The organism is Paraburkholderia terrae (assembly GCF_002902925.1).
Taxonomy (GTDB): Bacteria; Pseudomonadota; Gammaproteobacteria; order Burkholderiales; family Burkholderiaceae; genus Paraburkholderia; species Paraburkholderia terrae.
Genome location: NZ_CP026111.1, coordinates 418,085 through 430,110 on the forward strand (window position 1 = coordinate 418,085; position 12,026 = coordinate 430,110).

Sequence of the window (12,026 nt, forward strand, 5' to 3'; positions counted from 1 at the left end):
AGTAGGGACAAGGTCATGCCGATCTACGCTTATCGTTGCGAGTCATGCGGCTTCGCGAAGGACGTGCTCCAGAAAATGAGCGACGCCCCGTTGACGCAATGCCCGGAGTGCGGAACCGATGCTTTCCGCAAACAGGTCACCGCCGCCGGCTTCCAGCTGAAGGGTTCGGGCTGGTACGTCACGGACTTCCGCGGCGGCAATTCGGGCAACAAGTCGGGCGGCGCAGCCAGCAACGCCCCGGACGCGTCGGCGTCCAAAACGGAGAGCAAGCCGGAGGCGACGGGTTCGTCCGACAGCGCAGCTTCCGCGACTACGCCGGCTGCCGCGCCGACACCGGCAGCGGCGCCCGCTCCCGCGAGCAGCTCGGGCACCTAGCAGTTTCGCCACCGTGAGGTGACGTAGACGCCGCGCAACGCAGTCGCGCGGATTTCTGGCGGTATACATGACGACGAAAAAGACGACGCTCAAATCGGTGTTCCTGACTGGCCTGCTGGTGCTGGTGCCTCTTGCCATCACGCTGTGGGTGCTCGGCCTGATCATCGGCACGATGGATCAAACGCTGCTGCTGCTGCCCCGTTCGTGGCAGCCGGAGCGGGCGCTCGGCTTCCGCCTGCCGGGTCTCGGCGCCGTATTGACGCTCGCTTTCATTTTTGTCGTCGGTCTATTGACGCAGAACTTCGTTGGGCAGAAGCTCGTCGGCTGGTGGGAGCTGATCGTCGCGCGCATTCCCGTCGTCGGCCCGATCTACACCAGTGTCAAGCAGGTGTCCGACACGCTGCTGTCGTCGAGCGGTAATGCGTTCCGCAAGGCGCTGCTGATCGAATACCCGCGCAAAGGGTCCTACACCATCGGGTTCCTGACGGGCATCCCCGGCGGCGACGTCGTCAACCATCTCAAGGAAGAGCACGTCAGCGTCTATGTGCCGACCACGCCGAACCCGACGTCCGGCTTCTTCCTGATGGTGCCGAAAAGCGAAGTGATCGAGCTCGACATGACCGTCGACGCCGCACTCAAGTACATCGTCTCGATGGGCGTCGTTGCTCCGCCCGCGAATCAGCCGGCGCCGGAGCGCCGCACGCCTGTCGAGCCACCGCTGTAATGCCGGCTTGCGCCGCCCGTCACACGGTGCGGCGCGCGCCGTTCAACCAATGCAAAACGAAAGACAAACATCATGTCGATGAGATCTGAATACTGCGGTCTGGTGACCGAACACCTGCTGGGTCAAACCGTGTCGCTGTGCGGCTGGGTGAGCCGGCGCCGCGACCATGGCGGCGTTATCTTCATCGACCTGCGCGATCGCGAAGGCCTCGTTCAGGTCGTCTGCGACCCGGATCGCGCTGAGATGTTCAAGACAGCCGAAGGCGTACGCAATGAATTCTGCGTCCAGGTGAAGGGCGTCGTGCGCAACCGTCCGGAAGGCACGACCAACGCCAGCCTGACGAGCGGCAAGATCGAAGTGCTGTGCCACGAACTGAACGTGCTGAACGCGTCGGTCACGCCGCCGTTCCAGCTCGACGACGACAACCTGTCGGAAACCACGCGCCTCACGCACCGCGTGCTGGACCTGCGCCGTCCGCAGATGCAGCACAACCTGCGCCTGCGTTATCGTGTGACGATGGAAGTGCGCAAGTACCTGGATTCGCGCGGCTTCATCGACATCGAAACGCCGATGCTGACCAAGAGCACGCCGGAAGGCGCGCGCGACTACCTCGTGCCGTCGCGTGTGAACGCTGGCCAGTTCTTCGCGTTGCCGCAATCGCCGCAGCTCTTCAAGCAGCTGCTGATGGTCGCGAACTTCGACCGTTACTACCAGATCGTCAAGTGCTTCCGCGACGAAGACCTGCGCGCCGACCGTCAGCCGGAATTCACGCAGATCGACTGTGAAACGTCGTTCCTGGGCGAGCAGGAAATCCGTGACCTGTTCGAAGACATGACGCGCCACGTGTTCAAGGAAACGATCGGTGTCGACCTCGACGCGAAGTTCGCCGTGATGCCGTATTCGGAAGCCATGCGCCGTTTTGGTTCGGACAAGCCGGACCTGCGCGTCAAGCTCGAGTTCACCGAACTGACGGACGCGATGAAGGACGTCGACTTCAAGGTGTTCAGCACGCCCGCGAACACGAAGGACGGCCGCGTCGCGGCGCTGCGCGTGCCGAAGGGCAGCGAGCTGTCGCGTGGCGACATCGACAGCTACACGGAATTCGTGCGCATCTACGGCGCGAAGGGCTTGGCGTGGATCAAGATCAACGAAGTGGCGAAGGGCCGTGACGGCCTGCAAAGCCCGATCGTCAAGAACCTGCACGATGCGGCCATCGCGGCGATCATCGAGCGCACGGGTGCGCAGGACGGCGACATCATTTTCTTCGCGGCGGATCGTGCGAAGGTCGTCAACGACAGCCTCGGCGCGCTGCGTCTGAAGATCGGTCATTCGGAGTTCGGCAAGGCCAACGGTCTGGTCGAGAAGGGCTGGAAGCCGCTGTGGGTCGTCGATTTCCCGATGTTCGAATACGACGAAGAAGAAAACCGCTACGTCGCTGCGCACCACCCGTTCACGAGCCCGAAGGACGAGCACCTCGAGTATCTGGAAACGGACCCGGGCCGTTGCCTCGCAAAGGCCTACGACATCGTGCTGAACGGCTGGGAAATCGGCGGCGGCTCGGTGCGGATCTTCCAGGAAGACGTGCAGAGCAAGGTGTTCCGAGCGCTGAAGATCGGTGCCGAAGAAGCGCGTCTGAAGTTCGGCTTCCTGCTGGACGCGCTGCAGTACGGCGCGCCGCCGCACGGCGGCATCGCGTTCGGTCTGGACCGCATCGTCACGATGATGGCGGGCGCAGACTCGATCCGTGACGTGATCGCGTTCCCGAAGACGCAGCGCGCGCAGGATCTGCTCACGCAGGCGCCGAGCGAAGTCGACGAGCGTCAGTTGAAGGAACTGCACATCCGCCTGCGTCAGCCCGAGCAGAAAGCGTAAATGTGACCGTTTGCGCGGTTGCGTCGTTAAAACAACGACGTGCCGCGAAACGACTAGTGAAAAAGGCGCGTTATGCGCCTTTTTCGCTTTTTGCGTTACAGTCGTTGTAAGCTCTGCCGTCCGACATGCAATCGCGCGGTTCAGTCAGCAAAACCGCGCACCGCTTTATCACCATGCCGAAACCGCCGAAGATTCCGGAATCCGTACTCGTCGTCATTCATACGCCCGATCTCGACGTGCTGCTCATCGAACGAGCCGACCGGGAGGCGTTCTGGCAATCCGTGACGGGTTCGAAGGACCACACCGACGAACCGATCGCGCAGACGGCTATCCGCGAAGTCGCAGAAGAGACGGGCATCGTGATTGGCGGCGAGGTCGTGCCGCGTGAGGCGCTCGTAGACTGGCATCACCATATCGACTTCGAAATCTTCCCGACCTGGCGTCACCGTTATGCGGACGGCGTCACGCACAACACCGAGCACTGGTTCAGCCTGCAGGTGCCACAGCGTCTCGAAGTGACGCTTGCGCCGCTCGAGCACACCGCGCATCTGTGGCTGCCCTGGCAAGAGGCAGCCGAGCGCTGCTTCTCGTGGTCCAACCGCGACGCGATCCTGCAACTGCCGCAACGCGTGAAGGAGCGTTGCCGATGAGCGGCGGCGACGGCCGTCGCTTCGACCGGCTGACACAGCATTTGCCCGGCCGGCGTTACTGGTCCAGGTATCGCTTTTGTTCCGGCAACTCGGTGCGCCTGTTCACGGCGGGCGAGACGTACTTTGCCGCGTTGATCGAACGGATCGACGCAGCGAAAAGCAACGTCGCGCTGGAAACCTACATCTTTTGCGACGACGCCTCCGGCCGTCCCGTGTCCGACGCGCTGATCCGCGCCGCCACGCGCGGCGTGCGCGTGCGCGTGATCACCGACGGTGTCGGCACCGAGCGCCTGCCGATGTTCAACGACTGGCAGGCGGCGGGTATCGAGCATCGCATCTACAACCCGCATATCTTCGGGCGGTTCGGCTTCTCGCGCACGCACCGCAAGCTCGCCGTCGTCGACGACCAATTCGGGTATTGCGGCGGCATCAATGTCGTCGACGACTACGATCAGAACGGCACGCGTTTGCCTTACGCGCGCTGGGACTTCGCCGTCGAGCTGGAAGGCCCCGTCGTGGCCGACGTGCTCGAAGCGTTCGACGTGCAGTGGGAGCGCATCCGCATCGGCCATCGTCCGGCGCTCGTGCCGCCGCCCGTCGGTGGGGCGACGCCGCAGGCCGCGACTGAACGCTTCGTGCGCGTGCGCCGCAGCACCCGAACGGCCGACATGCGCGCGATGGCCGAGCCGTGCGTCGCGTTCGTCGCACGCGACAACTTCGTCAACCGCCGCGCGATCGAAAGGGCGTATCTCACTGCGATCGGCCAGGCGCGCTCCGAAGTGCTGCTCGCCAATCCGTACTTCATGCCCGGACGCAAGCTGCGGCGCGCGCTGATCTACGCGGCGCAACGCGGCGTCGACGTGCGTCTCGTGATCGGCAGGAAGGAATTCGCGATGCTCGATTACGCGGTGCCGTTCCTGTACCGCACGTTGTTGAAGGCGGGCGTGAAGATCGCCGAATACGAAAAGACCATGCTGCACGGCAAGGTCGCCGTGGTCGATTCGAACTGGGGCACGGTCGGCTCGTCGAATCTCGACGCGTTGAGCCTGATGCTGAACAACGAGGCGAACGTCGTGCTCGTGCTGCATCCGGAGATCGACCAGCTGCGCACCGCGATCGTCGCCGCGTTCGACGAGGGGCGTCGCATCGACGAAAAACACTATGCGGCGCGTCCCGCCGGCGAGCGTCTGCTGAACTGGTTTGCGTACAACACTTACCGGCTCGCGATGAAGCTGCTGACAGTGGGCGGCTACGATTAAGAGGCGATACAGAAAAAGGCAGACAAAAGCCTATTCATAATAATCAATAATCGGAGACAACTCAGATCAGTTCTGGCAAATGATTCTAAAAATTCCGCATCCTCTTATAGGCGAATGACGGAAAATCAGAACGTGTTAGAAACCCGTTTCTAATAAAGTCCTTGTCTCTCGGACGGTCGCCCACAATAATGGTACGACCGTTCGATTTTTCTTTCGATCAAATCAGACGGTACACAGCTATGCGAAAAGGCGAACAAACGCGAGCCGCGATTCTCGATGCAGCACTCGATCTGGCAAGCCGCGACGGACTGGAAGGTCTGACGATCGGTCTGCTTGCCGAGCGCATGCAGATGAGCAAGAGCGGAGTGTTCGCGCATTTCGGGTCGCGCGAAGACCTGCAGGTCGAAGTGGTGCGCGAATATCACCGTCGTTTCGAGGACGAGGTGTTTTTCCCGAGTCTGCGCGAGCCCCGAGGCTTGCCGCGCTTGCGCGCGATGATCTCGCGCTGGATCGAGAAGCGCATCCAGGAAGTGACGACTGGGTGCATCTACATCAGCGGCGCGGTCGAGTATGACGATCGCGCGGAAAGCGCGGTGCGCGAGCAACTGGTCGCGAGCGTCACGATGTGGCGCGCGGCGCTTACGCGAGCCATTTCGCAGGCAATGGAAGAAGGGCATCTGCGTGTGGACACCGATCCGCAACTGATGCTTTTCGAACTGTATAGCTTCACGCTCGGCCTGCATCATGACGCACGCTTCCTGCATCTGCCCGATGCCGTGCGTTTGACGTGGGCCGCGCTGGAAAAACTGATTGTTTCGTATCAGAGCGAGAGCGCAAGCCGCTAGCGAGGCTGGTTGGGTCCTCATCGGATGGATCCAGACGGCGGGGAGACTGGCGGCGGAGCTCGAGCCAACACCTTTGGATTGATTGGAGAGACTCATGGGACAGTACGCCGCGCCGTTGCGCGACATGCAATTCGTATTGCACGAGCTGCTGAACGTCGAAGCCGAGATCAAACAGATGCCGAAGCACGCTGATCTCGATGCCGACACGATCAACCAGGTGCTCGAGGAAGCCGGCAAGTTCTGCTCGGAAGTGCTGTTCCCGCTGAACCAGAGCGGCGACCAGGAAGGCTGCAAATACGAAGGCGATGGCGTCGTCACCACGCCGAAGGGCTTCAAGGAAGCGTACCGGCAGTATGTCGAGGCGGGCTGGCCCGCGCTCGGCTGCGATCCTGACTTCGGCGGCCAGGGCCTGCCCGCGTTCGTCAACAACGCGATGTACGAAATGATGAACTCGGCGAACCAGGCCTGGGCGATGTACCCCGGCCTGTCGCACGGCGCCTACGAGTGCCTGCACGCGCACGGCACGCCGGAGCTGCAGCAGGCTTATCTGCCGAAGCTGGTGTCGGGCGAATGGACGGGCACGATGTGCCTGACCGAGCCGCATTGCGGCACCGACCTCGGCATCCTGCGCACGAAGGCCGAGCCGAATAGCGACGGCTCGTACGCGATCAGCGGCACTAAGATTTTCATTTCCAGCGGCGAGCACGATCTCGCCGAGAACATCGTTCACCTCGTGCTGGCTAGACTGCCGGATGCGCCGCAAGGCACGAAGGGCATTTCGCTGTTCGTCGTGCCGAAGTTCATTCCCGACGCAAGCGGCAACCCCGGCGAGCGCAACGGCGCGAAGTGCGGTTCGATCGAACACAAGATGGGCATCCACGGCAACGCGACGTGCGTGATCAATCTCGACAGCGCGAAGGGCTGGCTGGTCGGCGAGCCGAACAAGGGCCTCAACGCGATGTTCGTGATGATGAACGCGGCTCGCCTGGGTGTCGGCATGCAAGGTCTGGGGCTGACGGAAATTGCGTACCAGAACTCGCTCGTCTATGCGAAAGAGCGTTTGCAGATGCGCTCGCTGACGGGTCCGAAAGCGCCTGAGAAAGCCGCCGATCCGATCATCGTGCATCCCGACGTGCGCCGCATGCTGCTCACGCAGAAGGCCTACGCGGAAGGCGCGCGCGCGTTCACGTACTGGGCTGCGCTGAACATCGACAAGGAGCTGTCACACGCCGACGAATCCGTGCGCAAGGACGCCGCTGACCTCGTCGCGCTGCTGACGCCCGTCATCAAGGCCTTCCTGACGGACAACGCGTTCGAAGGCACGAACATGGGCATGCAGATCTACGGTGGCCACGGCTTCATCACCGAGTGGGGCATGGAGCAATACGTGCGCGACGCGCGCATCAACATGATCTACGAAGGCACGAACTCGATTCAGTCGCTCGATCTGCTGGGCCGCAAGGTGCTCGGTGACATGGGCGCGAAGCTCAAGAAGTTCGGCAAGCTGGTGACGGACTTCGTCGAGGAAGAGGGCATCAAGCCGGAGATGCAGGAGTTCGTCAATCCGCTCGCGGATATCGGCGACAAGGTGCAGAAGCTGACGATGGAAATCGGCATGAAGGCCATGCAGAACCCGGACGAAGTCGGCGCCGCGGCCGTGCCGTACCTGCGCACGGTCGGCCATCTGGTGTTCTCGTACTTCTGGGCCCGCATGGCACGCATCGCGCTCGACAACGAAGCATCAGGCGATCCGTTCTACAAGTCGAAGCTCGCCACCGCGCGCTTCTACTTCGCGAAGCTGTTGCCCGAAACGGCCTCGACGATCCGCGCCGCGCGGGCCGGCTCGAAGACGTTGATGGATGTCGACGAAGCGCTGTTCTAAAGCCATCGCGAGGCGGCGCACGACAGGTCATGCGCCGCCGCCACACCCACACACATACGCCGCGCGCCGCCCATCGAAGCCCGCGCGCGGTGACTCGCGACACCGCATAACGCCCCGGAGGAACGACGTGAGCAATCTGATCATTCGCAAGGTCGCCGTACTCGGCGCCGGCGTGATGGGCGCGCAGATCGCTGCGCACCTGATCAACGCGAAGGTGCCCGTGCTGCTGTTCGACCTGCCAGCCAAGGAAGGCCCGAAGAACGGCATCGCACTGAAGGCGATCGAAAACCTGAAGAAGCTGTCGCCCGCGCCGTTCGGCGTGAAGGACGACGCGCAATACATCCAGCCCGCCAACTACGACGACGACATCGCGAAACTTGCCGAATGCGACGTGGTGATCGAAGCGATCGCCGAGCGCATGGACTGGAAGCACGATCTCTACAAGAAGGTCTCGCCGCATATCGGCCCGAACGCGATCTTCGCGAGCAACACGTCGGGCCTGTCGATCACTGAACTGTCGAACGGTTTCTCCGACGAACTGAAGGCGCGCTTTTGCGGCGTACACTTCTTCAACCCGCCGCGCTACATGCATCTGGTCGAGCTAATCCCGACCACGGCGACGCGCCCGGAAATCCTGGATCAACTCGAAACGTTCCTGACGAGCGTCGTCGGCAAGGGCGTGGTGCGCGCGAAGGACACGCCGAACTTCATCGCGAACCGCGTCGGTATTTTCTCGATTCTCGCGGTCATCAAGGAAGCCGAGAAGTTCGGCCTGCGCTTCGATGAAGTCGACGATCTGACGGGCAGCCGCCTCGGCCGCGCGAAGTCGGCGACGTTCCGCACGGCGGACGTGGTCGGTCTCGACACGATGGCGCACGTCATCAAGACGATGCAGGACAACCTCGCCGACGACCCGTTCTTCCCGGTGTATGAAACGCCTGCCGTGCTCGCCGCGCTGGTGAAGCAGGGCGCGCTCGGGCAGAAGACGGGCGCGGGCTTCTACAAGAAAGAAGGCAAGGCGATCAAGGTGCTCGACGCGAAGTCGGGCAGCTATGTCGATGGCGGCGCGAAGGCGGACGAACTGGTTGGCCGCATTCTCAAGCGCCCGCCCGCCGAGCGTCTGAAGCTGCTGCGCGAATCCGAACACCCGCAGGCGCAGTTCCTGTGGGCAATCTTCCGCGACGTGTTCCATTACATCGGTGTGCATCTGGAGTCGATCGCCGACAACGCGCGCGACGTCGATCTCGCGATCCGCTGGGGCTTCGGCTGGAACGAAGGTCCGTTCGAGGGCTGGCAGACGGCGGGCTGGAAGCAGATCGCCGAGTGGGTGCAGGAAGACATCGCGGCAGGCAAGGCGTTGTCGAACGCTCCGCTGCCCGTGTGGGTGCTGGAAGGTGCTGTCGCCGAAAAGGGCGGCGTGCATACGAACGAAGGCTCGTGGTCGCCGGCTGAAAAGCGCTTCGTGCCGCGCTCGTCGCTGTCCGTGTACGACAGGCAGGTGTTCCGCGCGCCGCTCGCAGGTGAAACGGGTGCCGATCCGAAGACGTACGGCAAGACCGTGTTCGAGACGGATGCCGTGCGCGCATGGGTTGATGATCGCGCGGGCGAGAACGACGTGTTGATCGTGTCGTTCAAGAGCAAGCTGAACACGATCGGACCGTCGGTGATCGACGGCATCACGCAGGCGATCGACGTCGCCGAGAAGGACTACAAGGCCGTCGTGATCTGGCAACCGACGTCGCTGAAACTCGGCGCGCCGGGCGGCCCGTTCTCTGCAGGCGCGAATCTCGAAGAGGCGATGCCCGCGTTCATGATGGGCGGCGCGAAGGGCATCGAGCCGTTCGTGAAGAAGTTCCAGCAGGGCATGCTGCGCGTGAAGTACTCGAACGTGCCCGTGGTCGCGGCCGTGTCGGGCATCGCGCTCGGCGGCGGGTGCGAGCTGGTGCTGCATAGCGCGAAGCGCGTTGCGCATGTCGAGAGCTATATCGGTCTGGTCGAAGTGGGCGTCGGTCTCGTGCCGGCGGGCGGCGGTCTGAAGGAAGCGGCATTGCGCGCGGCTGAGGCCGCGACGCAAGTCGGCGCGACCAATGATCTGCTCAAGTTCCTGCAGAAGTCGTTCGAGAACGCAGCGATGGCGAAGGTCTCCGGTTCGGCGCTCGAAGCCCGCGCGATGGGCTACCTGAAGCCGTCGGACACGATCGTCTTCAACGTCTTCGAACTGCTTGATACCGCGAAGAAAGAAGCGCGCGCGCTGGCCGCCGCGGGCTATCGTCCGCCGCTGCGCGTGACGCAGGTGCCTGTTGCCGGACGTTCGGCGATTTCGACTATCAAGGCGTCGCTCGTCAACATGCGCGATGGCCGCTTCATTAGTGAGCACGATTACCTGATCGCGAGCCGCATCGCGGAAGCGGTGTGCGGCGGCGACGTCGAGGCGGGCAGTCTCGTCGATGAAGAATGGCTGCTGGCGCTGGAGCGTCGCGCGTTTGTCGAGTTGCTCGGCACGCAGAAGACGCAGGAACGGATCATGGGCATGCTGCAGACGGGCAAGCCGGTGCGCAACTGATCGATTCCCCATAGGACCAGAGTAAGCGATGAAGTGCTAACTCTGTTCGACATGGCATGGGACCAGAGTAAGGCGCTAAAGCGCCAACTCTGGTCGACTCACCAAGGGATCAGAGTAAGCGCTAAAGCGCTAACTCTGTTCGACGTGGCGTGGGACCAGAGTAAGGCGCTAAAGCGCCAACTCTGGTCGACAGGAGAACCTCAAAAATGACCAAGCAATTGCAGGACGCATATATCGTCGCCGCGAGCCGCACGCCGATCGGCAAGGCACCGCGCGGAATGTTCAGGAACACGCGCCCGGACGAACTGCTGGTGCATGCGATCCGCTCGGCCGTCGCGCAGGTGCCCGGCCTCGACACATCGCTGATCGAAGACGCGATTGTCGGCTGCGCGATTCCGGAAGCCGAACAGGGTTTGAACGTGGCACGCATGGGCGCGTTGCTCGCCGGCTTGCCGAATACGGTCGGCGGCGTGACGGTGAACCGCTTCTGCGCATCGGGCGTGACGGCGCTCGCGATGGCGGCGGATCGCATTCGCGTCGGCGAATCGGACGTGCTGATCGCGGGCGGATGCGAATCGATGAGCATGGTGCCGATGATGGGCAACAAGCCGTCGCTGTCGCCGCATATTTTCGATCGCAATGAAGATGTGGGCATTGCGTACGGCATGGGCCTGACGGCCGAGAAGGTTGCGGAGCGCTGGAAGGTGAGCCGCGAGCAGCAGGATCAGTTTTCGGTCGAGTCGCATCGCAAGGCGGTTGCTGCGCAGCAGGCGGGCGAGTTCGACGACGAGATCGCGGCCTACACGATCACCGAGCGCTTTCCCGATCTTGCGATGGGTGAAGTGAAGGTGAAGACGCGCGAGGTGAGGCTTGATGAAGGTCCGCGCGCGGATACGTCGATGGAAGGGCTTGCGAAGTTGCGCACGGTGTTTGCGAACAAGGGTTCGGTGACGGCGGGCAATAGTTCGCAGACTTCGGATGGGGCGGGCGCGTTGATCGTGGTGTCGGAGAAGATTCTCAAGCAGTTCAATCTGACGCCGTTGGCCAGGTTTGTCAGCTTCGCGGTTCGCGGTGTGCCGCCGGAGATTATGGGTATCGGGCCGAAGGAAGCGATTCCGGCGGCGCTGAAGGCCGCAGGGCTCAAGCAGGACGATATCGACTGGATCGAGTTGAATGAGGCTTTTGCTGCGCAGTCTCTGGCTGTTATCAACGATCTTGGGCTCGATGCTTCGAAGATTAATCCGCTGGGTGGGGCTATTGCGTTGGGGCACCCGCTGGGGGCGACTGGGGCGATTCGTGCTGCTACCGTTGTGCATGGCCTGCGGCGGCGGAATTTGAAGTACGGGATGGTCACAATGTGTGTGGGCACCGGGATGGGTGCGGCTGGGATTATTGAGCGGGTTTGAGTGGGGTGGGGTTTTGCTTGCGGGCCGCTGGTGTGATAGCGGTTCGCATTTGGTTTCGCTGGCATTCGCGATACGGTGTTTGCTGCGCAAAGCTGTTTGGTTTTTGGGTGTTTGCGCTGGCATCCGCGATTCGTTAGCGTGCTTCAAGCGTCGCCCCTGTGCGGGGCGGCACCTACTTTTCTTTGCCGCCGCAAAGAAAAGTAGGCAAAAGAAAGCGGCTAACACCGCCAGTTCTAGTGTTTGCCTGAGGGCCCCCAAAGGTTCTTACGCTTCACACGGCAATCACGTGACTTATGTTCGTTGCCAACGCTTTGAATGAACGCCTCACCCACTTCACACACCCGTACACGTGTTAGCGGCGGCGAATGGTATGTGCCGCCCAGGTAGCAAACTGTGTGTAGGTTGTCGCGGCGTATAACTCGGCGCTCTTACAGGGTGGGACGCTTGCCC

Annotated in this window: 9 protein-coding genes; all 9 read left to right on the forward strand. The window is 62.4% G+C overall.

Annotated features, from left to right (window positions below; genetic code table 11):
* The first annotated feature begins 15 nt into the window (after nucleotides 1-15).
* The gene (locus tag C2L65_RS01900) at nucleotides 16-375 is read left to right on the forward strand and encodes an FmdB family zinc ribbon protein (RefSeq protein ID WP_042315310.1); all 360 of its coding nucleotides are present in this window, start codon (nucleotides 16-18) and stop codon (nucleotides 373-375) included.
* Between the two features lie 67 nt (nucleotides 376-442).
* Entirely contained in the window at nucleotides 443-1,099 is a 657-nt protein-coding gene (locus C2L65_RS01905; protein WP_042315311.1) for a DUF502 domain-containing protein, read from the forward strand.
* A 72-nt stretch (nucleotides 1,100-1,171) separates the two neighbouring features.
* Nucleotides 1,172-2,971: an aspartate--tRNA ligase gene (gene aspS, locus C2L65_RS01910; protein ID WP_042315313.1), complete on the forward strand. Its 1,800-nt coding sequence runs from the start codon at nucleotides 1,172-1,174 to the stop codon at nucleotides 2,969-2,971.
* 173 nt (nucleotides 2,972-3,144) lie between these two features.
* The gene (gene nudB / locus C2L65_RS01915; protein WP_042315323.1) at nucleotides 3,145-3,621 is read left to right on the forward strand and encodes a dihydroneopterin triphosphate diphosphatase; all 477 of its coding nucleotides are present in this window, start codon (nucleotides 3,145-3,147) and stop codon (nucleotides 3,619-3,621) included.
* Nucleotides 3,618-4,880, forward strand: a complete 1,263-nt coding sequence (clsB, locus tag C2L65_RS01920; protein ID WP_042315314.1) for a cardiolipin synthase ClsB — start codon at nucleotides 3,618-3,620, stop codon at nucleotides 4,878-4,880. The genes nudB and clsB overlap by 4 nt, the downstream gene beginning before the upstream one ends.
* Before the next feature lie 239 nt (nucleotides 4,881-5,119).
* Entirely contained in the window at nucleotides 5,120-5,725 is a 606-nt protein-coding gene (locus C2L65_RS01925; RefSeq protein WP_042315315.1) for a TetR/AcrR family transcriptional regulator, read from the forward strand.
* 94 nt (nucleotides 5,726-5,819) lie between these two features.
* Nucleotides 5,820-7,607, forward strand: coding sequence for an acyl-CoA dehydrogenase C-terminal domain-containing protein (locus C2L65_RS01930; RefSeq protein ID WP_042315316.1), 1,788 nt, complete (start codon nucleotides 5,820-5,822; stop codon nucleotides 7,605-7,607).
* A gap of 127 nt (nucleotides 7,608-7,734) precedes the next feature.
* The gene (locus tag C2L65_RS01935) at nucleotides 7,735-10,170 is read left to right on the forward strand and encodes a 3-hydroxyacyl-CoA dehydrogenase/enoyl-CoA hydratase family protein (RefSeq protein WP_042315318.1); all 2,436 of its coding nucleotides are present in this window, start codon (nucleotides 7,735-7,737) and stop codon (nucleotides 10,168-10,170) included.
* Between the two features lie 206 nt (nucleotides 10,171-10,376).
* Nucleotides 10,377-11,576 (forward strand): acetyl-CoA C-acyltransferase, encoded by a 1,200-nt coding sequence (locus C2L65_RS01940; protein ID WP_042315320.1) that lies wholly within the window; start codon nucleotides 10,377-10,379, stop codon nucleotides 11,574-11,576.
* The last annotated feature ends 450 nt before the right edge of the window (nucleotides 11,577-12,026 follow it).